This window comes from Alteromonas gracilis, assembly GCF_043642145.1.
GTDB classification, from domain to species: Bacteria; Pseudomonadota; Gammaproteobacteria; order Enterobacterales; family Alteromonadaceae; genus Alteromonas; species Alteromonas gracilis_B.
This window is the reverse complement of the sequence record NZ_JBHZRZ010000003.1, coordinates 183,913-207,366: the sequence shown is the minus strand read 5'-3', so window position 1 is coordinate 207,366 and position 23,454 is coordinate 183,913. Positions and strand designations below refer to the sequence as shown.

Here is a 23,454-nt window from a genome sequence, read left to right as displayed (position 1 = left end):
TTTGAGTCCTTCTGCTGCTGATTTTCAAGTGCTGCAATTCGTTGCAGCACTTTTGTTTTAGCACTATGCCGCATTATATTTACTCGGGAAGTAAATATCAGCAAGCATACATAGCATCTCAACACGCTGGTTGTGATGTGGATGGCGAACAGCAATAAAACTTGTAATCCCAAGCTCTGGCTCCATAAAACTGGCAAGCTCATTTGCAGGTACATCACAGCGAATACAGGTGGCTGGAATGTTCTTATCGCTGTAATAGAATAACTTTTCTATGTCCTCTGCGACTACCTGTCCACTTCCCCTAAACTGAGACATACTTAATTGGAGTTTTCTGCAATGATTAATGCAGGAGACGACTATGAAAAAATCACGATATACAGAATCTCAGATTATCGCAGTATTAAAAGAAGTTGATGCAGGTATGAAGGTTGAGGAAGTCTGCCGTCAACACGGTATCAGCAGCGCGACCTATTACAATTGGAAGTCCAAGTACGGCGGCATGGAAGCGTCTGACGTCAAACGATTGAAAGAGCTCGAAGAAGAAAATGCCAAGCTCAAAAAGATGTTTGCAGATGTCAGCTTGGAAAATAATGAATCGACCAGACTTTACTAGACAGACTTTCGTTTGAATCTTTCTAGCGTTTCATAAGCCAGTGGAGGCGCATTATTCGCTTCACCATGCTTGCGTCTAGAGTTATAAAACATTTCGATATAATCGAATATGTCAGCTCTAGCATGTTCACGTGTTGTATAAATTTTTCTCTTTATTCGTTCTCGCTTAAGTAGTTAGAAGAAGCTCTCTGCGACGGCATTGTCGTGAGCTGCACATATGTACTAGCTCAGACTTTTCTGAGTGTCTTACTTGCTAACGTTATTCATCTTGAACTCTAAAATGTCGCCCGGTTGGCAAGTCAAATGACAGCATATCGCTGCTAAGGTCTCAAATCGCACGCCTTTAACTTTACCTCGTTTTAATAAAGATAAGTTTGCTTCCGTAATACCAACACTCTTGGCTAACTCCTTCGAGCTAACTTTGCGCTTAGCCATCATCACGTCTAGATTTACAATGATCTCCATAACTATACAAACTCTTTGTTTTCAAGTTCTACTTGGCGTGCAACTTTTAAAATATGAACGATGCTAATCATAAGAAGTAGGCTGAAGAATCGTCTCAAATCTAAGCTAATCGACATGGCCGTGTCTTCAAAAAAGTGAGAGTGATAATAGCCCAACGCTAGCTCAACAATTATGTTTTGTGCAAATAATGCTACTTGAATCCAAACCAACCAAATGTAGCAGCGTACACTGCGATCAGAAAAATACTCCTCTAACTCAAAGTAACTGAATAAACGATAAGACCAAAAGACAATTAGTGACCAAAGTAATAAAGCAGGCAAACTTATTAGTATAAGTAGGCTTTTGTTTACTTGTTGATGTTCCCAAAGCGCAATGAATAAAGGTGAATCCGAATTAAAGTTAAACGTCCCTTGCACAACGTAAGCAATCAAAATATAGCCTATGGCAAGCAAGCTCAGTCCAATCACAGACCATTTCAAACAACGACTTACAATACGAATTTTATTATTCATTAATATCTCCAGTTTTGCAGAAGTATAACTAAACAAAAAAAATTATTCTAAAAAAGATAGTAATTATTGTTTTACGATAATTTTTTATTGTGATAGTTTGATTCAAGTTTTTAAAGGAGTACTAAAATTGAATACTAAATTAAGCGTTTTATTTACCTTAGCTGCGGTCGGTCTAGGGATTACTGCTTGCAGTTCAAATACTGAAAAATATAACTCGGCAAGTGAACTTGCATCACAAAGCCAGTCTCAGGAAAAGATAGCTCCTTTGTTGCCTATCTCTACTTTCTTCAATGAAAGTCGCATCAGTGACGTACAGCTCTCCGCAGACTCAAATTGGCTGGCTTGGCTGCAAAGCCATAACGGTATTAACAATATCTTTGTTATGCCAGTTTCTGGCAGCATAGAAGATGCTTATCCACTTACTCAGCTAGACGAGCCTATCGATAGTTTTTCGTGGGACAGCGAGAATTTAAACCTGTTTTACAGCCAAGATGTTGGCGGCAATGAAAATCAACAGATATACCAAATTCGCACAGTGGTTGAGCACAAACTCACTGTCAAAAGCACAACTCGACTTACCCATAAAGACGATAGTAATTACATGTTCATAGGCCAAAGTGATGAACAGCCTGAGCTTTTGAGTTTTGCGGCGAATCATGATGATCCTGCACGTATCGACGTTTATCAACTGAATTTGAACACTAAAGAACTGACACCAAGCTTGGTCAACAAATTTGGTTTTCATACTTTTTTAGAGAATAAGCAAGGTGAAATTGTAGTTGGTGTTGGAGGTTTAGGAGATGGTTCTTATGCCTTGTACAGTAAAACCAACGGAAACTGGGAGGTAGTTTTAGAAACACAAATTGGCGAGAAAATAGAACTCATTGAATACCAAGAAGAAGTAGACTCAGTCTACTTATCTAGCAGCTTGGGAGAGTTAGATACTTTAAGTCTATTGTCTGTGAATCTAGGCAGCGGTGAGCAAAAATTAATGCACCAAGATCCGAACGCTCGCTCTGATGTATATGACACGAAGTTCGATGATGACGGTAAACTCTCAATGGTCAGCTACTACTATGGTTACAAAGAGAACTATTTCTTTGACAAAGAGTTAGAGCAGCATTGGCAACACATCCGCAACCAGTTCGACGCACAAGTGGAAATAGATATGCTGCAACGCGATAAGAAATCCGGTAAATGGTTGGTCTCGGTAGCCAGTGATGTCGATGTCGGTAGCATCTATTTTTACAACGAAAATACCAAGTCGCTTAAATTGATGTTGCAAAAAGACCCTGCACTTAAAGCAGAATATCTGGCTAAACGAGAGTCAATTACTTATCAAGCTCGTGACGGACTTACTATTCAAGCTTATTTAACGCTGCCTCAAGGCAAACAGAAGCATTTACCCGCGATTATATTACCTCATGGCGGTCCATGGGTGAGGGATCACTGGACCTTAAGTTCAGCTTATTTCAATCGTGTAGCTCAACTTTTAGCAAATCGCGGCTACGCCGTGTTACAACCAAATTTCAGAGCATCAACTGGGTTTGGCGAAACCTTCTATAACCTTGGTAACCAAAATTGGGGCACAGGCTATATGCAACATGACTTGACTGATGGTGCAAATTACTTGGTTGCACAAGGCATTGCTGACAAAAATCGACTAGGAATTATGGGTGGTTCTTATGGTGGCTATGCTGCGCTTGCTGGCATCACTTTTACACCTGATCTATACCAAGCTTCGATTTCTTTTGTTGGGCCGTCAAGTTTAGTAACGTTAATGAACTCATTCCCAGATTATTACAGACCTTACCTAGGCAATTGGTACACTGCGGTTGGCGACCCTTTAATTGCCGAAGATGTAGAAAAGATGCAAGCGCGTTCGCCAATCAACTTTGTTGACAACATTAAAACGCCTTTACTACTAGTACAAGGTGCCAATGACCCTAGAGTAACTCAAAAAGAGTCTGACCAAATTGCTAAAAAAATGCAGAGTAAGGGTTTAAACGTTGAGTACATTCTTGCTAAGGATGAAGGTCATGGGTTTAGCAAACGTATCAATAACCAAGCATTTTTGCTGAAAATGGAACGTTTCTTTGCTGAACATTTAGGTGGAAGAGAATATGAAAATGCCTCCGAAGAAGTTAGCCAACACCTTAAAACCTTAGTTGTTGATACAACAAGATTATAATGCGTAGCAATTATCTTGATGAAAAGCTAGGTCAAGCTAGCTTTTCATTTAGATAATCGTGTTTGGATAGTATTAACTTTCATTAAACCAACTGTGTTTGGTTGAACATAAATTGTTCTTGGGTCAATAGGTGAGTAACTCAAAATGGCACAGAAGCGACCAACAGAGCTGACTAATTTACTTAGTCGTAACTGACAGTTCAAGTCTGACCTAGTACACTTTATCGTCACTTAAGCTGCAGCAATCTGAAATCTACTTGCTAGTTCTTTCAAAGACTCAGCTAAACGCGCTTGCTCTTGTCCAACAATTTGAATTTGATTGGCGTTTTCAGCCGACTGATTTACTCCAGTACTTATGTTAACGATAGATCTATTTATTTCCTCGGTGGCAGCAGATTGCTGCGTAACTGCTGCCGCAATTAACTCTAACATTTCGTGAATTCCACCAACGTCATTAACTATCTCAGTTAATACCTGTTCAACTTCCTGTGCTTCAACAACTACTGCGTTAGCACTTTCTGAACCTTTCTTAATAGCAACAAAGGCCTCTTCGGTTGAAATGGTAAACTGACTAACAATGTTTTCTATTTCTGATGTCGAGTCTTGTGTGCGCATAGCAAGCGTTCTAACCTCATCTGCGACAACCGCAAAACCTCTGCCTTGTTCACCTGCACGAGCAGCCTCAATTGCAGCATTCAGAGCAAGTAAGTTCGTCTGCTCGGCAATTGCCTTTATTACCTCTACAACATTGGTAATCGCTGCACTGTTCTCGTGAAGTTTCGCAATAACTTCCCCAATAACGCCCACTTCATTGGACAATTGCATAATACCTTGGGTACTCGATTTAACCACTTCGCCTGCTTTTATAGCCGTTTCGTTCACTTTCTTCGCAGAGTCTGCCGCTTCGGTGGTGTTTTTAGCCACATCTTGCACCGTCATAGACATTTCTTCTGATGCTGTCGCAACTTGCTCCGACTGCTTCGTTTGTTCGCGTGTTGTCCTGCGGTTTTCTTCTAAAACTTGAGCTGTCTCTTCTGAAGAGCTGGCTAATTGCTCACTTGACGAAGAGATATTCCGCAATGCGCTAGAGAAGTGAGAAAGCATTTGATTGATGGAGTCGGCAACATTTCCCAATTCATCATATGTCACCTTATTTACAGTGATGGTTAAATCATTGTCTCTAGATATTTTCTTCATTGAATAAATAATAGCATTCACTTGCGCACTGATATGCTGGTATACCTTCACCAGAATAACTAACATAAGCGAAAACACAGCTAATATGGCAATCAGCAAACTATAAAATGCCGTTGATGCCGCATTATTTTTTGTTTTTGCTAGTGCAAGTATGTCTTCAACTAATTTGTCTTCCACTTGCTTAAGTTTATTAATGCGCCCAGTAGAAGCGCTGAACCACTCTGTAGCCGAAACCCCAAAATTGCCACTTTGAAAGTTTTTATCTGCAATTGCTCTGAAGTTATTTACTCTCTCTACCGAGCTGTCTCTCATTGCGTTTTGATAATAGTTTTTTTGCTCTTGAGATGCTGAACTTAAAAAGCTTCCCATAAATGCGTTTTGTTCCGTTACCAATGAAACAAAACGTTTAAACCCTCCTTCACTAAACTTATCTGCTGCAAACGTTGCGCTTAAAACCGCACGCTCTACACCCGCGCGTTCTTTCGATGACAAATAGTTATAAAAGCTCATCAGATAGGTCGTAATCTCTGCATCTTGAGAAGCTCGCGCCATATCCATGACAGACTCTATAAATAATGCGTTTATCTCTGAGTAATAAGCGACAGTCTCAGCGACACTGATATCTAAGCGCGAAACCCGATTCCTAATTGCGCCCAAACCACTCAATTCACTTCTAGCTTTCTTTAACGTTTCTAGTATTTCTGTGTCAGGATAATTAGATTCAAATACATCTAATTGATTTAACCACAGCGTATACTTTTCATCTGTATCTTGTCGCTGTTGGCCTAATTGCGATGCAAATTGATCCCCCATCGAATTAACGTATCCTGCGCTGGTCCCGCGCTCTTTTTGAAGCTCATGCACAAGCGCGCTGCCGCTCGCGGTGAGCTCAATTAATTGCTCTACCTCAAATGAATCATCCATGATGGATTTATATGATGCCAAGTTCATAAACCCTAGAACAATCATTAAGATTATCGGTGGAGCCAACATAAGAGAAAATTTGTATCTGATGGGTAGTTTTTGCAAGGTGGAGGCATCGTGAATAGACATTTAATTCCCTTATCAATACTTTTTAATTTTAAAACAAAAGCTTGCGACAAAAACGCAAGAGCTCTCGCTTAAAAAGCCAGCATGCGACGAACTTTAATGGTTAAAAAACACACAAAAATTATGGTCATTAGTTTAAAAATTGTAAAGTTAGGCTGTTTGAATTTAACTTTGCAATTTTAACTAGATAATGGATACAGCATTTCGCAAACCCTCGACGTTGCGCCAACAAGTTTACGAATATTTTCCTTTTTCATTTTAGTAATGGCTGTTAATTTGGAACAAACAACAAAGCGCTTTAATTAAAACTATTGGCTGCGCTTCGCCATTTTTCATTTTTAACTTAAAGAAATATTTTCTATGAACAGGCGACGTCATCAGCGCATAAAAATTTAAAAATTCTATATAAAAAACTCCGCGACGAGTGAGTATAAATAGAGCCTGTAGCTTATTTGAGATGCATGATGCCATCTGAGTACCCTAAATAATTATTTCATTACCCATTTTATTTTTTAATTTCCCACCCATATAAGAAAGGCTTCCAAATGGTTGGAAGTAGTTATTATTAAAAGGATATTTGAAACAATGAAACGTATTATTCTCGCCAGCATCTTGGGCGCACTTTCTCTTAATGCATTCGCTGCATCGCCTTCTTATGACTTCGTTAAAGCTGGTTACGTGCAAGCGGATATTGAAGACGCGGGCGACTTCGAGCCTTCAGGTTTTCAGATTCAAGGCTTTAAATCACTAAACGAAAACGTGTATTTAACGGGTCGCTACGGTCAGCTAAGTGAAGACGAAAGCGGTGTGGATATTGATTTGGATTATGTATCTGCGGGTATTGGTTACCGCTATGGTTTAACGGCCACCACAGACTTTTTTGGTGAAGTAACATACGAGTACGTAGATGCTAATCTTGATGCTGGCTCTGCCTCTGCTGAAGCCGACGACAATGGCTTTGGAGTTACCGCGGGTATTCGCTCTATGTTAACTGAACAGTTTGAGCTACGTGGTGCTATTCGCTACATCGATATTGAGGAAGATGAAACTGCCTTTGAAATTGGCGCAGATTACTTCTTTACCCCTCAATTCTCGTTCGGTGCTACCTACGTTATCGCCGATGATGTGGATTTATTAGGTGTGTCAGCCAGATACACTTTCTAAACTTGCTTAGCTATTACAACTAATAAACATAAGCCACGTCACTTAACGTGGCTTTTGTTGTTTCACTAATAGTGAATTGCGCTATCTTGTTGCAATTAAATTTATAAAGCGTAACACCAATAATTAGCGTGTTACTTAATGCTTTGTGGCGCCTCTGAGTTCTGCGCTTTATGCAACGCCGTTATCGCTCCCTCTTGTTCTACGTTTAGTGCAGTGATTGGGAACGGAATAACAATCCCCTCTTCATCAAAACGCTTCTTCAACATTTTAATAAAGGCGCTTTTTATAAAGAATCGGTTGAAGTATTCCCGCGTTCTAAGCATAACCGTTAAATTAATACTGGAATTGTCAAACGTGTGAAAGATCACAAAAGGTTGATACGTTTTAACGCCATATTCATGCTGCTCTAGAATGGTATTTGCAACGTCTAGACATACTTTTTCGACATGTTCTAAATCGGAGCTATAGTGAACACCAACGTCAACAGGCACTGACAGCTCGCGTTCTGGATAGTAATAGTTGATAAGCTTAGAGTTAGACAACTTGCTGTTAGGCATTATCACAATGTTATTCGGCAGCATTCTTACCCATGTAGAGCGCCACCCTATTTTTTCAACAAAGCCTTGTTCTCCTGAATCTAGTTCAATGAAATCGCCTATGCGAATTGGTTTATCCATAACTAGTTGAATACCCGAAAAGAAGTTTTCTAGCGTGGGCTGAAGCGCTAAAGCAACCGCTAGCGATGTGATCCCCAGCGAAGCGACAATAGGTGTAACTGAAACCCCCATTGTGCTTAAAATAATTAAAATTGCTAAAACAGCGAATACGGCTCTTACGGCTCCGCCGGCAATAGCACTGGTATTTTTTACCAAAGTCGACTGATCGCGATACCGTGTCAGCGAGTGAGTCACGAATCGTTCGAAGAAAAGAAACAGGGTAATTATCAATCCGGCTTCAATGGTAACAGCGAGCGCGTTTATAGCCCCTTCATCATCGATTTGGAACACTGAAACAATGCTTTTGACTAAAAGCAGAAAGATAACCACTATGAGCAAGTTGAAAGGCGCATTTAACGACAGCACAAGAACGCGATAAATGTCAGACATACTGCTGCTTTCCGAGCGAGCCTTTGCTTTTAAACGCACCAAAATAAGTCGTTTTACTACAAAAAGCACAATAACAGCGCCAACTAATCCAGCTATTGCAACTGCCTGCTGATCATCCATTAAGTCCATGAAGTTCAAGGTTTGCTGTGCTCCTGCTTTGATATTTACAAGAAACGGCTTTAGTTCAAAGCTTACATACGCAAAAGATACACCACTTATTTAATCAGAAAGAGAACTCAGCTTTTTTTCGTATTCCTGCATTAGCCATGTTGTTGCTTCGTTTATGTCGGTGAAAAACAAGTAATCCATGTGTTTAAGTTCAGGGATCCTTTGAAACATGATGCCTCTAATAACAGGCCCTTTGTAAACGTATGCTTTTGCTAACAACCCCATTTCTGGCAAGCGTTTTATAATGCATTTTAGTGTATCGAAGGCAGCCGGTGTGGCACCTTCCACATGAGCAATATCCGCTATCAAAGCAAAAGGTTTCTGATTCAAGCTAATCACTAGCTTGAAAAGCTTTTCTCTGTATTCTTCAGCGCTGCTTTCATTAAAAACACCGTGTAACTTACTCGTTATAATTCCGTCTTTATAACTTAACGTCGAAGTACTTTGGCTTTTCGGCATAATCTATATATTTAACTTAATCTTAAGTAAATAGTAGACGATTAAGTACCTCAATGGCGAGCATGTCTTATATTTAAGTTTTTTTACTCACTCTACTAAGGCTAGCAATGCTTCACTATTGGGGAACGTTTCAATACCCTGTTTAAGGACGAAGTTTGCCTTAGTACCCATGTTATTTTTACGTAACGCCACAACGTAATTATGAACATAAGCCTGTTGATTTTTTCCTGCCTCCAACCCTTTTTCAAACCACCTTACAGCCAAGCCACTACTGCGCTTAAGGTCTGGGTTTTCAAGATAGTAGTTAGCAATGAGAAAATAACTCAACCAATAAGACGGCCACATTTGCGTTGCGGTTTCTAGAAAAGCCAATGCTTGGTTTTTGTCGGCAACCTTTAACATGTCGTAAGCAGCGCTTACATAGGTATAAGGCGTCATTTCGGATGAAGTCACTTTTGGCGGCACGGCAGCTAAATACCAATAGTTAGCTCTGCCCCACGTTCTTTCGAACAACTCCAACGACATTTCATGATTTGGTGTTAGGCCAGTGTGAAGGGTTAATGTTCCTTTTTCGCTGTTAAAACCAATAACCACGGCATAGTGCCATTGGGGTAAAAGTTGAATAGATAAGTTTTGAAAAACAATAACCGGAACATCGTCTTTGACTAACTCTATAATTGATGACAGCGTTCCACGCTCTGTGTATGGCAAAAAACCATACTGTCGTGCAGCGCTAACCATTTCAAGTTGAAGGCTACCTTCTTTGCCAGGAATAAAGAGCTTTGGTGCAATATCTTCTGGAGAGGCGTTCACACCATAATAGCCAAACACTTCAGAGAGCGTAGTTGGCCCACAGTAAAATTGCTCCTGTGGAAAAAACGGTACTGAACTAATTGAATGAGACTCAGGTAATTGACTTAAACCTTGCTGTCGTAACTGGTCGGCTTGCGGTGTTGACTGACAACCTGAAAGCACAAGCAAAAGAGAAAAGCCTGCTAAAAGGCAGGCTTTTTTTAAGTAAAACGTCATTCTGTTAGTTACTTATTGGGCGAATGAATGGGTAAACGTCGGTGACTCCTGCCAAATCTAAAATTGCAATTACAGCAAGAACGGTAAGCACAGCGCCCACAATACCACCTGCCGGCGCCTGATTAATTTCATCGTTCAGCTGTGCTATTTCGCTATCGGTCATTGCATTTATTCTGGCGATTGCTTGTTCGCTATCAACACCTAAACTAACCAATTTACTTTGCACATCTGCGCGGTTAACCATGCTAATAAGCTGCTGTTTGTTGTATTGGGCAGCCTGAGTTTGCATTACGGTATCGGAACTAATCGCTTCTGCATGAACACTTCCAGACATTAGTACCGTTGCAGAAAAGCAACTAATCGCAATGGTTTTCATAAACTTCATGATATTTCCCTCGTTGTAATGCAAAGTTTTATTCTTTGGTCTCAAGCTTAATAAAAGCAGAAACTATACATAAAATTTTGCACTGGCCTTGCAGACACAAAATGTGTACTGCGGTTTGTTTTTACTATTCAATTTCATAAACAAGCAAACTTAAGGCCATGCGATAAGTGGCAACTTAAAACCAATAAAACCACGCAATTTCCTAATAAAAAATAGCAACTTAGCACTTAACAGCAAAACAGAAATTAGCGTTCTACATTAATTCTCATTGATTGCTAAAGCGCAGCGGTAAGTAATGTTTTCCATTTAACTGGAATTATTTACGTGGCCGACATGCTCATTTTGCGTTTAACAATTAACTGTTGCGCTTTTTGTCTTCTACACGGGTTTAAAGTGTATTCGCCTGTAAGAACAACTTTCATCGCAAGAATAGTGCGAGTTGTATGCTATAAAAAGGTGCAATTTCTACTAAAAAAAAGCTATAACAACCATTATCAAACTACATCTTTATAACAGTGACCTAATAAAATGGGCATTAAGCTTGTAGCAAAATATTGGGTATTCATTCTTATTGCAGCGGGGCTAAACGCATGCAGTACGAACAACTTCATGCGCAAACTCGAAAAGCCGCTTTTGTTAGAAAGCGCCTATGGATACGGCTATTTGCCCGAGCTCAATCATTATTCAAGTACTCAATTAGCTTCACGCTGCGCGTCATATGAACGCACAACCGCCCTTGATCTTGCTCTTACTTTGCATTGTGTTGTGGCCCTATTAGGCCGAGAAGACCTCACGGATAACCAGCGAAATTTAGGATTTAAGGAATACAACCAACTAACAGAGCAACTATTTCGACTGCGTAATGCTTCTGACAATCTGGTAAAAGTGAATTACGTTGGGCCTGAGGAGCTTACTCTGGTTTCAGAGATAGAAGCGATAGACCCTCGACTGTCTCCCAATGTATTTGGACAACTTGGCAGTGCATCGGTATCACGTACAAACAACGCCACACCGCAAGGCCAGAACATTGATGCAAACTATCCGCTTGAAGGCATATATTCACCGTATTCGCTTTTTGTCGAAGCTATCGAACTTAGCGGCCTTAGAGTGCACATCACCTTAAAGGCAACAAAGATTGTTTCACCAACGCAAATTGCCATTAAAAACAATAGCTACGCGTTAAGACATTCAATGGCTGCTGCCTACTTATTGCTATTGCAAAATGCTGACATTCACAACTTCAGCTGGCTGGGATTTACCAATGCAGAGGTAGCAGAAAATAGAATGGGCATTTTTAGTATTGGCGCACTCTCGTCTGAGAAAACGCCCATTGTAATGATTCATGGATTAAACTCAGACCCGCTCATTTGGCGCCACCTTACCATGGCCATTTTTAACAACGAGGCTCTTGCTCAACAATATCAAGTTTGGCACGTGTACTATCCATCTGGGCCGCCGCCTTTTTATAATGCCATGCGTGTTAGGCACTTATTGTCTGAATTAAAAGAGCGAGTAAAACGCCCTGATAACAACACATCCGATGCGGTTATTGTCGGTCATAGCATGGGCGGCGTTATAGCGAAGCTCGTTGCTTCTAACTCGGGAAATGCGTTGTGGAATGCTACTTTCACAGCTGAACCTGAAGCCCTGTTAAGCGATGACGATAACCTACTTCGCGACGTTTTTATCTTCCAGCCTGTCTATGAAAACAACACGGTATTTTTCTTAGACACGCCTCATAGAGGGTCAGACGTAGCAAACAGTTTTATTGGTATGCTAGGCTCATCTCTCATTACCCTCCCCTTTAACTTTAAGGCCCTTTTTAAAAACTTCATCGATAAAGTCGGGGTAAACAAGCTTACTGTAGCAATGCTTCCATTTCTTCAAAACTACGGCCCCGACAGCGTACAAGTGCTGCGCCCTAACCACCCGCTTATGTCTGCGCTAGCCGAAATTCCGGTAGCAGGGAATAGTTTTTCTATTATTGGTTCTACGAATGCACTTTCTTGTGACTCCCCCTTATCTTGCTCGACTATTTCAGACTCAGTCGTTAGCTACGACAGCGCCTTTATGCAACATGCACAAGACACCATTATTGTTAACTCGGCCCATAATTCATTCAAAAGCCCTGAAGCTATCTCGTTTATTCTTAGTAAACTTAAGCAAAAGCGTGTAAGCGCAAAAACTGTTCAAAATTCCCTCGACATGTAGCCCTCAATTCCTTATAGTGCGCGCGCTTTTATATATTAGTGAAGTGACGACCGCTTTCACTACTATCTCTTCTCATCGTTTTACCCCTGGATACCTGTTTTGATTACCACCGCAAATATCACAATGCAGTTTGGCTCTAAGCCATTATTTGAAAATATTTCCGCAAAATTCGGCAACGGCAACCGATATGGCCTAATTGGCGCAAACGGTTGTGGCAAGTCTACCTTTATGAAAATTCTAAGCGGTAAACTAACGCCGTCGTCGGGCAACGTTTCTATGGCGCCAGGCACAAAGTTAGGTATCTTGAGTCAGGATCAGTTCGCATTTGAGGAATTCAGCGTTGTCGACACCGTAATTATGGGCGACCGTGAACTATGGGAAGTGAAACAAGAGCGTGATGCCATTTACAGCAAAGCTGAGATGAGCGAAGAAGATGGCATGCGCGTAGCAGACTTAGAAACGCAGTTTGCTGAAATGGACGGTTACACCGCTGAAGCCCGCGCTGGCGATATCCTTAACTCGGCAGGCATTGACGAAAGCTACCATTTTGGTTTGATGAAAGAAGTGGCGCCAGGTAAAAAAGTACGTGTGCTTTTAGCACAGGCGTTATTTGCTGAGCCAGATATTCTGCTTTTAGACGAACCAACCAACAACTTGGACATTTACACCATCAGTTGGTTAGCTGAAGAGCTGAATAAACGTAAGTCGACCATGCTAATTATTTCGCACGACAGACACTTCCTAAACTCTGTATGTACGCACATGGCCGATATTGATTACGGTGAGCTTCGTGTGTACCCGGGTAACTACGACGATTACATTCAAGCCGCTATGCTAGTTCAAGAGCAACTTCACGCAGAAAATGCGAAGAAGTCTGCTGAGATTGAAGAGCTACAGAGCTTCGTGGCCCGTTTCTCTGCCAACGCATCGAAAGCAAAACAAGCTACATCACGCGCCCGTCGCCTCGAGAAAATTGAACTGGCTGAAGTTAAAGCGTCAAGCCGTCGAAAGCCTTATATTGTGTTTAAACAACATAAGAAACTTCACCGTCTTGCTATAACCCTTGAAGAGCTAGGGCATAGCTACCCAGACCTTCCGCTGTTTGATAACGCGAACTTGCTATTAGAAGCAGGCCAACGTTTGGCCATCATTGGTGAAAACGGTGCAGGCAAAACAACGCTGTTAAAGTGTTTGGTTAATGACATTGAGCCAACGGCTGGTAGCTACAAGTGGGCGGAAAACGCCGCAATTGGTTACATTCCCCAAGACAACGCCAAATACTTTGCTGAAGATTTCACTATGTTTGAGTGGATGAGCCAATGGCGCAGCCCTAAACATGATGATCTTCAAATTAAAGGCATGCTAGGCCGCTTATTGTTTTCGTCTGACGACTTTAATAAGCGCGTTCAAGTGTGTTCTGGTGGTGAGAAAAACCGTCTGTTGTTCGGCAAGCTTATGCTTCAAGATATTAACGTATTGGTGATGGACGAACCCACTAACCATATGGACATGGAGTCGATTGAAGCCTTGAACAACGCGCTGTATAAATTCGACGGCACGGTTATTTTTGTTAGTCACGATCGTGAATTTGTGTCGTCACTTGCTACGCAAATCATCGAAATTAAAGACAAGAAGCTGAACCATTTCGACGGAAACTACGAAGAGTTTTTGGCGCACAAAGAAAGCGCTTAAACAAAGCTCTTTAATCGGTCACGCACATCGTTTTAGATGTGTATAAGCATTCAAAGCAAAAGGGCACTGAAACGTGCCCTTTTTCGTTTTCGTTGCTGCGATGTTTTGAGAGTTTTTACGTGTTTTTGCAGTTAGCGTTAACGCATTGCATTAGCTCAATGCTTGGTTTTAATATCCAGGTGTAAACGCTAAGTTTACGCACTTGGCGTCACAGAAGTCTAAAACACTGGCGCTATTGCCTTGAAAGATAAGCAGCTAACGTCGTCGCTAGTCGCTCAAAGTAGCTCACAATCGTATTTTTAATGGGTAATAATTCCTGTTCGCTCACCTCGTCAAAATTATCCGGTGGCGTAAAATCTTCAATGCGTGCGTTTTTTAGCTCATCGTCTTGAAACTCTTTAAACACGGGAAGTGCAGAGATTTCTACAGGCTCGTTTAGGCTTTCAATATTAATATCGAAACTTGCCGATGCAATATAGTGGTCTGTGCCCATGAAGCTTCGTGTAAACAAGCCAAAGCCTTTGCTTTTATGGTCCAAACATCCGTAGGTACCACACTCTGTCATAGCGACAGTGGGGGCTTCTGTCACTACAATGATAGTGGCTATGCCATTGTCTATTAATGCCTTTCTAAGTGCTTCTTGGTTTGTATTGAAAGTCCAGTTACCGTCTTTACCTTTCACGAAGTCCAACGAATCGGGTGCTTTTACAATAGATGAAATATCTACAGCTTCGAAACGGCTATTTTGCTCTATTGTGCTTTTGAACGTGCTAAATAGTTTGTCGGAAAGCTGCCAGTTGTAGCTGTACTCTTTAGTAAAGTTATTAAACTTAGTGGTGCCGATATGCGTGTGGGTTGGGAAATTCTTAGCAGTAATAAGCACGCCCACTTTCTGTTTTAGTAGTGGGGCATCTTTAACGCTACTTTTTTCCTGCGTCTGCTCGTTTTTAGTAGCAAGAGTTTCACTGTCTGTACTGCTTTCGCTAGCTGGTAATGTGGATTCTTTACTGTCAGCACTTGAGGGAACGTTTGTTGCTGAGTCCATACTTCTTTGCGTTGCACAGCCTGATGTAAGCGTTAATAAGGCAAAAAACACACTTAACTTTGTAACAAACTTCATAACACTTCCTTATTTCAAAGCTATTTACGTTAATACTAAATTTAACCCTAAAAGACCATTCTCATATTACTGAAAACATGAGTAAGCTCGTTAGCTGAATTCAGCAGCAAGAAATCCGCGTATTTACCTTCAGCTATACTACCAATATCGCTATCTAACCCCATAAAACGCGCAGGCGTTATGCTTGCCATTCTGCTCACGCTCTCAAAAGGAATAGCACAATCGTTGTAAGTATTTAGAACTGCACTGTGCATATCTAAACACGAACCTGCCAACGTTTTTCCATCCGGTGTTGTTAGCTTATCGCCACGCCTTACTATTTCAGTATTGAAAAAAGAAAGACGCTCCATATCGCTACCCACATGCGCCATGGCATCGGTTACTAACATGGCACGCTGAGACCCTTTTATGTTTAATGCAAGTTCAGCACTTTTGGGGTGTAAGTGATGGTGATCGACAATAAAACCACAGTACACCGTTTCGTTAAGTAGCGCTGCACCCACGGCGCCAGGCTCACGAGAAGTTAACGCAGACATTGCGTTATACAAGTGTGTAAAACCTGTAGCGCCTGCATCAATTGCAGCTTGAACTTGTTCGTAACTTGCATTGGTATGTCCGATAGCCACCACAACACCCTCTGCTACCATTTCTTGAATAAACGATGTGCTTACGGTTTCTGGTGCAACAGTAAGTAAAACTTTACCTAAGTCTTTACGGCATAGCGTTGAAAGTTCAACGTCTGAAGGCGTTCTAATAAAGCCTTCATCGTGCACGCCTTTTTTAGCCTTACTAAGAAAAGGCCCTTCGAAGTGAATACCTTTAATAAGCGCTTTAATGCATTCAGGGCCCGCGGCCGCGACTTCGGCAATAGCATCTGCCGCCTGTGCCATGGTTTGGGCGTTGTCGGTGATTATAGTTGGCAACATAGAAGTAGTGCCAAATCGAAGATGAGCAAGCGCCATGGTTTCAAGCACTGCCGGTGATGGCGCGTGATTAAACAGTACGCCACCACCACCGTTAACCTGAGTATCAAAATAGCCAGGTATTAACTTGCCTTGGCTAACATTTTCTAATTCGCTAGCGGTGGCGTCGGCAATACTGCATATTTTCCCGTGTTCACACGTAATCGTTTGGTTGGTAGACCAACCTTTCGGCGTTAGAACACGTTCAACAGTAATAGAGTTTATCATTAACTATGTACTCTTTTTGCAAAGCTAATAGCGCCATGCTCTGCACTTTGATGTGGCTGTACCAAAGAAGACGAAATAGCTGGCGCAAGCAAAGGGGCGTAAACCTTAGCTAAGCCGCCTACCAAACAAACTGGCAATGAAGGCGATTGCTTTAGTAAAGCATCACCTAGTTGGTTTAGGTAGCTGACACCACGATTCACTATGGCTATGGCTGCGCCGCACTGATTTTCAAAAGCCTTTACAACCAAAGGCGCAATATCGCCAAAGTCTGATGCTTGGTAGTTTGCCGTTAAGGTAACCAGTTGGTGGGCAGTGGTAACATCTAATTGCTGACAAATAATATGCTTTAATTCACTTTCAGGTTCCACGCCATCAAAAGCGCGTAACACATGCCGAATTGCACACAATCCTAGCCAAGCTCCGCTGGCGTCATCGCCTACCTTAAAGCCATAGCCTCCTTTATCAGTAAATCCTTTATTATCGTAACAAGTGGCGGCAGAACCTGTGCCAACGATAATAAGCGCGCCCGGCTTAACGTTATGGGCTCCTAAACACGCGGCGTGCAAGTCGCTGATAACAACAGAATGAGCGAAGGGATTGTTGATTGATAAGAAAGATTGCTTCGCCTGAGCAATATTGGCGCCTGCCAATCCAGCGGCTAACAAAACGTTTTCAAGCTGTATAGGCTGTGCGGCATTTTCTATAGCGCTTAGTGTAGCATTTATCACCGAGTCCCACGCTTGCTGTGGATTTGTCATCACATTAGCAGGCCCTGCAACACCCTGCCCCAATTGATTTCCGTCAATGTCTTGCAACAACGCTCGGCAACGAGTGCCACCACCATCAATGCCCACTACATATTTATAACTCACAAAGGACCTGCTTTTTAATCGTAACAACGTGTAAAACGTATGATTTAACACTTTACCACACACCATTAGCAGAAGAACTTGCTTTGTTGTTTATTCGCTTTGCGAGTCTATAAGGTGGTAAATCGAGCTTTTATTGAAGCATTAAATGTTGCTGTAACAACGCAGCCCCAGAATAAGGAGTGCAGGTCACTAAAGGTAATGGGGAACGCGAAAGCCGTTACGTTACGTTAAGTTACATAAAAGACCTAACGCAATGATAAAAAAGCATGTGAATATGATCGAAGCTAGAACGTTGGCAGTATCTTGATTAAAAAGGAAATATGCTATGAACTTACCAAAACTGCTAGGCGCTTCATGCTTGGCTTCTGCACTTTTGTTTTCAAGCTCAGTATTCGCGCAGCAACCGTCAGGCGCACAGCAGCCACAGGGTTGGATGTGGGGCTTTGGCGTAGTGGCAGCACAAGATGTGTATATCGATTTTGACAATCGTATTGTGCCTATTCCCATTATTGGTTATGCCGGCGAAAAGTTAAGAGTATACGGGCCTTTCGTTAGCTATGAATTATTCCAAGAAAGTGGCTTTACCCTTGATGCTCAGCTAGTGCCTGTTTTCGCAGGTTACGAGGAAGATGACAGCATTGTTTTTTCCGGCATGGAAGATAGAGACTTCAGCTATGCCGCCGGCATTGGACTTAATTACAATACGGGCAGTTGGATATATTCACTTTCTACCAACGCCGACATTTTAGGTAAATTCGATGGTTTTCAAGCGTCTGCACGAATTGGTAAGCAGTTCAGAGTCGATAAATTTATGATTGAACCATCGGTCGGCGTGAATTATCAAGACAGCAACTATGTTGACTATTACTACGGCGTTCGCCCTGAAGAAACCACTGAATTTCGCAGTGCGTATGAAGGAAGCAGCGCCGTGAATACAGAAGTGCGTGTTGCGGTGTCTACTCGTCAATTTTTGGGTGGTATCACCCGATTAGAATTTGGCGCGACTTTCTTTGACGACAGCATCAGCGACAGCCCGCTTACCGATGACGACACGGCATTAAGTGCAATGTTGGTGTATACACGCCTTTTCTAGGCTGGCACTTCTCGGAAACGTTTTTAAAAAACGTAAAGAAATGCCCTTTAAAAAAGGGCATTTTTATAAAGTTAAACGCGGTTAGCGATCGAGGCCACGGCTACACTACACCGGATTTTTAAACGCCAGTGTTTCCCACAGCGGCACGGTAGACAAGCTGTGCTTGTAGCTGCCCGAAGTTTCTTTGGTGCTGTAAGACAAATAGATCAGAGTTTTAGACTCAGCGTCGTAAATTCTTCTAAGCTTCATGTTTTTAAAAAACACACTTTTCGACTTCTTGAAAATGACTTCGCCTGAATCTGACGTATCAATTTCCGCTAGCATTTCAGCCGTAATTGGGCCAGTTTGCCTACACGCAATAGAGCTGTCTGATGGGTCAGACAAGTCTAGGTTTGCTTCAATACTAGAGATATGACAGGTAACGCCTGTCACGATTGGGTCTTGTAGTGCGTCAATCTTGATGTCTTTCGTGGTAAAAAGCCCAAGGGAAACATCGCCCACTTCACTGTCGCTACACCCGGTAATACCGAATAAAGAGGCCGCGAGTAGGCCCACTGCTGTTCCTTTAGCAAAAAGCTTATTGCTGAATTGTTTATTACAACGTGCGCGTGCTTTCATGTCACCACCTGATAAAGTTAGTTACCCCATTAACGCTTCGTTTTAGCCTAACAGGTTTAGCTGGGTACTATCCATTAAATGATGCTGTGTAATCAACTGTTTTGCCAATTCAATGTCGGGGGCAAAGTAACGATCCTTATCATAAAAGGGCACCTGTTCTCTTAATAAGCTCACTAACGTTTGTAGCCTATCACTGGTCGTTAAAGGCTTTCTAAAGTCTAACCCTTGGCACGCGGCTAACCATTCTATGGCCAAAATCCCCGCTACATTATCAAAAATGTCTCGAAGCCTACGCGCCGCAAACGTGGCCATAGACACGTGATCTTCTTGGTTTGCCGATGTGGGCAAAGAATCAATAGATGCTGGGTGCGCCAAGGTTTTGTTCTCGCTGGCCAAGGCTGCACAAGTTACCTGAGCAATCATAAAACCGGAGTTTACGCCGCCATTTTCAACAAGAAAGGGTGGCAACCCACTTAAATGTGTATCAATCATCAGCGACATTCTGCGTTCAGACAGCGCTCCAATTTCAGACAGCGCTATGGCTAACATGTCGGCCGCCATTGCAACGGTTTCAGCGTGAAAGTTACCGCCAGACAAAATATCACCTGAGACACTTTCTAGGGCGAATTCGCCATCATGCGTTTGATTGCTTACTGCATCAGTATCAACAAAGACCAGTGGGTTGTCGCTTACGCCGTTTGCTTCAACCACTAAAATATCTTGGGCGAAGCGCATTTGCTGTAAGCTTGCGCCCATCACTTGCGGCTGACAACGCAAAGAGTATGGATCTTGTACTTTTTCGCAGCGCTGATGAGAATTACCAATCTCTGATGTGGCTAAAAGCGTTCTAAATGCTTCGGCAACATCGCATTGACTTTTATGGCCGCGCACTTCGTGAATACGTGCATCAAAGGGAACGCGAGAGCCTAACGCCGCCTCTACAGTTAATGCGCCAATGCCAATGGCGCTATGCAGTGCATTTTCGGTATAAAACAAGCCCTGTAGTGCAAATGCGGTTGATGCCTGCGTGCCATTTAGCAGTGCCAAGCCTTCTTTAGGCGCAAGCGCGATAGGTGATAAACCCGCTATTTCAAGGGCTTTAGTCGCGCTTATTCTATTTCCGTTATGAAAGGCCTCGCCCTCTCCTAACAATACAACACTCATATGCGCCAACGGTGCTAAATCACCACTGGCACCCACCGAACCTTTTTCTGGAATGGCGGGGTAAACGTTGGCATTGAACAGCTTAATAAGCGCATTAATTACGCTAAGTCGAATACCAGAAAAGCCCCGCGCCAGTGAGTTTATTTTTAACAGCATGAGCAAACGCACGGTGTCTTCCTGCATAAAGGCACCCGTACCTGCGGCGTGTGATAGCACAATACTGCGCTGCAATAGCTCTAGTTCATCCACGTTAATGCGGGTATTCGCCAACAAGCCAAACCCCGTGTTGATGCCATACACCGTGCGATGTTCTTTAATCACATTTAATACTACCTGCTCTGCTGCATGAATAGCAGGCAGTGCGCTGTTATCTAGCGTTAAATGCACAGGGTTTCGATGCACTTCCCTAAGTTGAGCAAGGGTTAGCGTACCGGGAACAAGGTTTAAATGTTTAACGCCGTCGCGTTCGGTAATTACAGACTGCTCCTTTGCCCCTATTCGGTTTTGAGTTGAAGCCTCGGCTTTTGAGCTTGAAGAAGACGAAGGTGGAAACGATGATGAATTAGGCATGATCATTTCCCTCCGCTAACGTTTGAGGTTGAGTTTAGATTAGTATCTTTATCTTGGTTTTCTTGGTTATCTGCCATTGGCAAGTCTAGGCCGTGCTTGGCGGCACAGTCTTTTGCAATGCTGTAGCCAGCATCTGCGTGACGCATAACCCCTGTTGCAGGGTCGTTATGCAGCACCCGAGCGATACGCGCGGCAGCTTCGTCGGTGCCGTCGCATACAATCACTACACCAGAGTGTTGGCTAAAGCCCATACCCACGCCCCCACCGTGATGAAGGCTTACCCAGGTTGCGCCACCTGCCGTGTTTAGCATTGCATTAAGCAACGGCCAATCTGATACCGCATCTGAACCATCGAGCATAGCTTCGGTTTCGCGATTAGGAGAGGCCACCGAGCCAGAATCCAAATGGTCACGCCCAATCACCACGGGCGCACTTAACTCGCCAGTTCGCACCATTTCGTTAAATGCAAGCCCTAACTTTTGCCGTTCACCTAGGCCAACCCAACAAATACGCGCAGGCAACCCTTGAAATTGAATGCGCTCTTTTGCCATATCCAGCCAATTGTGCAGATGTGGATTATCAGGAATGAGTGCTTTAACCTTTGCATCTGTTTTGTAAATGTCTTCAGGGTCGCCTGAGAGCGCAGCCCATCGAAATGGCCCTATTCCTTGGCAGAAAAGCGGACGAATATAAGCGGGTACAAACCCTGGAAAATCAAAGGCGTGGTCAACGCCCTCTTCCAAAGCCATTTGTCGAATGTTATTGCCGTAATCAAGCGTTGCTGCGCCAGCTTGCTGGAAACCTAACATGGCTTTTACTTGCAGTGCCATTGACTGTTTCGCACTTTTGATTACATAGGCTTCATCTTTTTTGCGCTGTGCCTCGGCTTGATCTAGCGTCCAGCCAACAGGTAAATAGCCGTTGAGCGGGTCGTGCGCGCTAGTTTGATCAGTCACCACATCGGGTATAATCCCTTGTTCTAGCATAGCGGGGAATACTTCAGCGGCATTACCCAGCAGCCCTATGGACACAGGCTTACCGGCTTGCTTCGACTCATTTAACATCGCCATGGCTTCATATAACGAGCGTGCTTTTTTATCTAAATACCCCGTGCGAATTCTGAAATCGATTCGGGTTTCATCTACTTCCACCGCTACCATAGAAAAGCCCGCCATGGTGGCAGCAAGGGGCTGTGCACCGCCCATGCCGCCTAAGCCGCCGGTTAAAATCCAGCGGCCGTCGGCATTTCCTGAAAAATGGGTTTTCGCAACGCTTACGAAAGTTTCATAAGTGCCTTGAACTATGCCCTGCGAGCCGATGTAAATCCATGACCCCGCCGTCATTTGCCCATACATCATTAAGCCTTCTTTATCTAAGGAGTTGAAGTGCTCCCAGTTCGCCCAATGAGGCACTAGGTTAGAGTTGGCGATAAGTACACGCGGCGCGTTTTCATGAGTGGGAAACACACCTACTGGTTTTCCAGATTGAACCAGTAAAGTTTCATCGGTGTTTAGACGCTTAAGCACTTCAACAATTTTATCGAAAGATGCCCAATCTCGCGCTGCCCTGCCAATGCCGCCGTATACCACTAAGTTTTGCGGGTGCTCCGCCACTTCTGGGTCGAGGTTGTTCATTAGCATTCGAAGCGGGGCTTCGGTTTGCCAGCTTTTTGCATTAAGCGTACTGCCTCGTGGGGCACGCACTTCTCTTGTAGGGTCGAGGCGTTTCATAAACATCTCCTAGGCTTTGTGTATTAAGACAAAATTATTGTTTTTCTTTTTATTAGCTAACTTTTTAGAATTCTAGGTGTCCGCCCAATCGGTATCGGCTGCCGGGGTGATAAAGCACGGCATGACTCACTACTGCGCTGTTTTGAGTTCTGTGATTAGTACTGCTGGGTTTGTGACTGTTCCTCTCGCCTGCTCCACCGCTGGGTACACGAGAAAACGTGCGGCGGGTAATTTTAAGGCATGGCTCTTTAGGCTTTATTAACAGGGCTTGTGCAATGTCTTTTTCCACAATCACCGCTTCAACACTGTGATCGGCCTGCGACAGCGGTGCGACCTGATTGAGATAATAATTCGCGGTTTGCGCTTTAAAGTCTTTATCAAGGTAGTCGTGGATCCAAGCTGGATTTACCCATCGGTCTTCAAACTGCACGGGCAAATTATTCTCGCAGTGCACAATAATGCTGTGAAAAACCGTTTCGCCTTCATCTACCGCTAAACGGTGAGCGATATCACTACTGGCTGGCGCGGTTTCAAGCAGTAATATTTCGTTGGTGTAGCGATGCCCACGTTGCTCAATTTCATCGCGAATGCTTTTAATCTCTAGCATGGAACTCATGGGACGACTGTCTGACACAAAGGTACCAATGCCTTGGCTACGCATCAGTATGCCTTCGTCCACCATTTCACTTAACGCGCGCCGCGCAGTCATGCGGCTAACGCCGTGCTGCTGTGCAAGCTGGTTTTCCGAAGGCACTTGGCTGCCCGGCTTCATATCACCATTTTCGATAGCATCTAAAATGGCTGATTTAATTACCCTGTAACGAGGTTGCATAACGTACAAATTCACAACTAAATTG

At 43.1% G+C, this 23,454-nt stretch carries 20 protein-coding genes and 2 pseudogenes; 6 read left to right on the top strand and 16 right to left on the bottom strand.

Annotated features, from left to right (window positions below):
• Positions 1–63 precede the first annotated feature (63 nt).
• Positions 64–315: a hypothetical protein gene (locus ACHUFN_RS07840; protein WP_394221779.1), complete on the bottom strand. Its 252-nt coding sequence runs from the start codon at positions 313–315 to the stop codon at positions 64–66.
• A 43-nt stretch (positions 316–358) separates the two neighbouring features.
• Between ACHUFN_RS07840 and ACHUFN_RS07835 the strand changes: the two are divergent.
• A pseudogene (locus tag ACHUFN_RS07835) lies at positions 359–589 on the top strand (transposase); the annotation flags it as partial.
• Positions 590–609: 20 nt separating this feature from the next.
• Here ACHUFN_RS07835 and ACHUFN_RS07830 read toward each other — a convergent pair.
• From ACHUFN_RS07830 to ACHUFN_RS07820, 3 genes and pseudogenes are all read right to left on the bottom strand, one after another.
• Positions 610–819, bottom strand: a pseudogene (locus ACHUFN_RS07830) (IS3 family transposase); the annotation flags it as partial.
• A 39-nt stretch (positions 820–858) separates the two neighbouring features.
• Positions 859–1,077 carry a helix-turn-helix domain-containing protein gene (locus ACHUFN_RS07825; RefSeq protein ID WP_394221778.1) on the bottom strand — a complete coding sequence of 73 codons (219 nt, stop codon included), beginning with the start codon at positions 1,075–1,077 and terminating at the stop codon, positions 859–861.
• A gap of 2 nt (positions 1,078–1,079) precedes the next feature.
• Complete coding sequence (locus ACHUFN_RS07820) at positions 1,080–1,589, bottom strand: hypothetical protein (RefSeq protein WP_394221777.1); 510 nt, start codon at positions 1,587–1,589, stop codon at positions 1,080–1,082.
• Positions 1,590–1,716: 127 nt separating this feature from the next.
• Here ACHUFN_RS07820 and ACHUFN_RS07815 point away from each other — a divergent pair, with 127 nt between their 5' ends.
• The gene (locus tag ACHUFN_RS07815) at positions 1,717–3,780 is read left to right on the top strand and encodes a S9 family peptidase (protein WP_394221776.1); all 2,064 of its coding nucleotides are present in this window, start codon (positions 1,717–1,719) and stop codon (positions 3,778–3,780) included.
• 230 nt (positions 3,781–4,010) lie between these two features.
• On the opposite strand, the gene ACHUFN_RS07810 is transcribed toward ACHUFN_RS07815, so the two are convergent.
• Entirely contained in the window at positions 4,011–6,029 is a 2,019-nt protein-coding gene (locus ACHUFN_RS07810; RefSeq protein WP_394221774.1) for a methyl-accepting chemotaxis protein, read from the bottom strand.
• Positions 6,030–6,611: 582 nt separating this feature from the next.
• Between ACHUFN_RS07810 and ACHUFN_RS07805 the strand changes: the two genes are divergently transcribed.
• The gene (locus ACHUFN_RS07805) at positions 6,612–7,190 is read left to right on the top strand and encodes a porin family protein (protein WP_394221773.1); all 579 of its coding nucleotides are present in this window, start codon (positions 6,612–6,614) and stop codon (positions 7,188–7,190) included.
• A gap of 131 nt (positions 7,191–7,321) precedes the next feature.
• Here ACHUFN_RS07805 and ACHUFN_RS07800 read toward each other — a convergent pair whose 3' ends face one another.
• The 4 genes from ACHUFN_RS07800 to ACHUFN_RS07785 all read right to left on the bottom strand — a co-directional run bounded on the left by ACHUFN_RS07800 (position 7,322) and on the right by ACHUFN_RS07785 (position 10,337).
• A complete protein-coding gene (locus ACHUFN_RS07800; protein ID WP_394222094.1) occupies positions 7,322–8,425 on the bottom strand; it encodes a mechanosensitive ion channel family protein in 1,104 nt (367 codons plus the stop codon).
• A gap of 90 nt (positions 8,426–8,515) precedes the next feature.
• Positions 8,516–8,923, bottom strand: a complete 408-nt coding sequence (locus ACHUFN_RS07795; protein WP_394221772.1) for a hypothetical protein — start codon at positions 8,921–8,923, stop codon at positions 8,516–8,518.
• Between the two features lie 87 nt (positions 8,924–9,010).
• Positions 9,011–9,952, bottom strand: a complete 942-nt coding sequence (locus ACHUFN_RS07790) for a PA2778 family cysteine peptidase (protein ID WP_394221771.1) — start codon at positions 9,950–9,952, stop codon at positions 9,011–9,013.
• Between the two features lie 4 nt (positions 9,953–9,956).
• A complete protein-coding gene (locus tag ACHUFN_RS07785) occupies positions 9,957–10,337 on the bottom strand; it encodes a PA2779 family protein (protein ID WP_394221769.1) in 381 nt (126 codons plus the stop codon).
• Positions 10,338–10,865: 528 nt separating this feature from the next.
• On the opposite strand from ACHUFN_RS07785, the gene ACHUFN_RS07780 reads away from it, so the two are divergent.
• Both ACHUFN_RS07780 and ACHUFN_RS07775 read left to right on the top strand, forming a co-directional pair.
• Complete coding sequence (locus ACHUFN_RS07780) at positions 10,866–12,548, top strand: lipase family alpha/beta hydrolase (protein ID WP_394221767.1); 1,683 nt, start codon at positions 10,866–10,868, stop codon at positions 12,546–12,548.
• A 99-nt stretch (positions 12,549–12,647) separates the two neighbouring features.
• Positions 12,648–14,240 carry an ABC-F family ATPase gene (locus ACHUFN_RS07775; RefSeq protein WP_394221766.1) on the top strand — a complete coding sequence of 531 codons (1,593 nt, stop codon included), beginning with the start codon at positions 12,648–12,650 and terminating at the stop codon, positions 14,238–14,240.
• A gap of 232 nt (positions 14,241–14,472) precedes the next feature.
• Here ACHUFN_RS07775 and ACHUFN_RS07770 read toward each other — a convergent pair whose 3' ends face one another.
• Genes ACHUFN_RS07770 through ACHUFN_RS07760 form a run of 3 tightly spaced genes read right to left on the bottom strand, consistent with a single transcriptional unit; the run spans position 14,473 to position 17,422 of the window.
• Entirely contained in the window at positions 14,473–15,360 is an 888-nt protein-coding gene (locus ACHUFN_RS07770) for a hypothetical protein (RefSeq protein ID WP_394221764.1), read from the bottom strand.
• A 47-nt stretch (positions 15,361–15,407) separates the two neighbouring features.
• A complete protein-coding gene (gene nagA / locus ACHUFN_RS07765) occupies positions 15,408–16,550 on the bottom strand; it encodes an N-acetylglucosamine-6-phosphate deacetylase (RefSeq protein WP_394221763.1) in 1,143 nt (380 codons plus the stop codon).
• Positions 16,550–17,422 (bottom strand): glucosamine kinase nucleotide-binding domain-containing protein, encoded by an 873-nt coding sequence (locus ACHUFN_RS07760; protein ID WP_394221762.1) that lies wholly within the window; start codon positions 17,420–17,422, stop codon positions 16,550–16,552. The genes nagA and ACHUFN_RS07760 overlap by 1 nt, the downstream gene beginning before the upstream one ends.
• A gap of 325 nt (positions 17,423–17,747) precedes the next feature.
• On the opposite strand from ACHUFN_RS07760, the gene ACHUFN_RS07755 reads away from it, so the two are divergent.
• Positions 17,748–18,515, top strand: a complete 768-nt coding sequence (locus tag ACHUFN_RS07755) for a MipA/OmpV family protein (RefSeq protein ID WP_394221761.1) — start codon at positions 17,748–17,750, stop codon at positions 18,513–18,515.
• A 105-nt stretch (positions 18,516–18,620) separates the two neighbouring features.
• Here ACHUFN_RS07755 and ACHUFN_RS07750 read toward each other — a convergent pair whose 3' ends face one another.
• From ACHUFN_RS07750 to ACHUFN_RS07735, 4 genes are all read right to left on the bottom strand, one after another.
• Positions 18,621–19,133 carry a CreA family protein gene (locus ACHUFN_RS07750; RefSeq protein WP_394221760.1) on the bottom strand — a complete coding sequence of 171 codons (513 nt, stop codon included), beginning with the start codon at positions 19,131–19,133 and terminating at the stop codon, positions 18,621–18,623.
• Between the two features lie 42 nt (positions 19,134–19,175).
• Positions 19,176–20,867 carry a histidine ammonia-lyase gene (gene hutH / locus ACHUFN_RS07745; protein WP_394221759.1) on the bottom strand — a complete coding sequence of 564 codons (1,692 nt, stop codon included), beginning with the start codon at positions 20,865–20,867 and terminating at the stop codon, positions 19,176–19,178.
• Between the two features lie 2 nt (positions 20,868–20,869).
• On the bottom strand, positions 20,870–22,597 hold the full coding sequence (hutU, locus tag ACHUFN_RS07740; RefSeq protein WP_394221758.1) for a urocanate hydratase: 1,728 nt from the start codon (positions 22,595–22,597) through the stop codon (positions 20,870–20,872).
• Between the two features lie 64 nt (positions 22,598–22,661).
• Positions 22,662–23,429, bottom strand: a complete 768-nt coding sequence (locus ACHUFN_RS07735; protein ID WP_394221757.1) for a UTRA domain-containing protein — start codon at positions 23,427–23,429, stop codon at positions 22,662–22,664.
• Positions 23,430–23,454: the final 25 nt, after the last annotated feature.

Bases quoted from the DNA above. Each gene is read 5' to 3' on its own strand.
- ACHUFN_RS07825 (WP_394221778.1), bottom strand. From the start codon at position 1,077: ATGGAGATCATTGTAAATCTAGACGTGATGATGGCTAAGCGCAAAGTT.
- ACHUFN_RS07800 (WP_394222094.1), bottom strand. From the start codon at position 8,425: ATGGACTTAATGGATGATCAGCAGGCAGTTGCAATAGCTGGATTAGTT.
- ACHUFN_RS07755 (WP_394221761.1), top strand. From the start codon at position 17,748: ATGAACTTACCAAAACTGCTAGGCGCTTCATGCTTGGCTTCTGCACTT.
- nagA (WP_394221763.1), bottom strand. From the start codon at position 16,550: ATGATAAACTCTATTACTGTTGAACGTGTTCTAACGCCGAAAGGTTGG.
- hutH (WP_394221759.1), bottom strand. From the start codon at position 20,867: ATGCCTAATTCATCATCGTTTCCACCTTCGTCTTCTTCAAGCTCAAAA.
- ACHUFN_RS07750 (WP_394221760.1), bottom strand. From the start codon at position 19,133: ATGAAAGCACGCGCACGTTGTAATAAACAATTCAGCAATAAGCTTTTT.
- ACHUFN_RS07810 (WP_394221774.1), bottom strand. From the start codon at position 6,029: ATGTCTATTCACGATGCCTCCACCTTGCAAAAACTACCCATCAGATAC.
- ACHUFN_RS07780 (WP_394221767.1), top strand. From the start codon at position 10,866: ATGGGCATTAAGCTTGTAGCAAAATATTGGGTATTCATTCTTATTGCA.
- ACHUFN_RS07790 (WP_394221771.1), bottom strand. From the start codon at position 9,952: ATGACGTTTTACTTAAAAAAAGCCTGCCTTTTAGCAGGCTTTTCTCTT.
- ACHUFN_RS07735 (WP_394221757.1), bottom strand. From the start codon at position 23,429: ATGCAACCTCGTTACAGGGTAATTAAATCAGCCATTTTAGATGCTATC.
- ACHUFN_RS07770 (WP_394221764.1), bottom strand. From the start codon at position 15,360: ATGAAGTTTGTTACAAAGTTAAGTGTGTTTTTTGCCTTATTAACGCTT.
- hutU (WP_394221758.1), bottom strand. From the start codon at position 22,597: ATGAAACGCCTCGACCCTACAAGAGAAGTGCGTGCCCCACGAGGCAGT.
- ACHUFN_RS07820 (WP_394221777.1), bottom strand. From the start codon at position 1,589: ATGAATAATAAAATTCGTATTGTAAGTCGTTGTTTGAAATGGTCTGTG.
- ACHUFN_RS07785 (WP_394221769.1), bottom strand. From the start codon at position 10,337: ATGAAGTTTATGAAAACCATTGCGATTAGTTGCTTTTCTGCAACGGTA.
- ACHUFN_RS07805 (WP_394221773.1), top strand. From the start codon at position 6,612: ATGAAACGTATTATTCTCGCCAGCATCTTGGGCGCACTTTCTCTTAAT.
- ACHUFN_RS07795 (WP_394221772.1), bottom strand. From the start codon at position 8,923: ATGCCGAAAAGCCAAAGTACTTCGACGTTAAGTTATAAAGACGGAATT.
- ACHUFN_RS07840 (WP_394221779.1), bottom strand. From the start codon at position 315: ATGTCTCAGTTTAGGGGAAGTGGACAGGTAGTCGCAGAGGACATAGAA.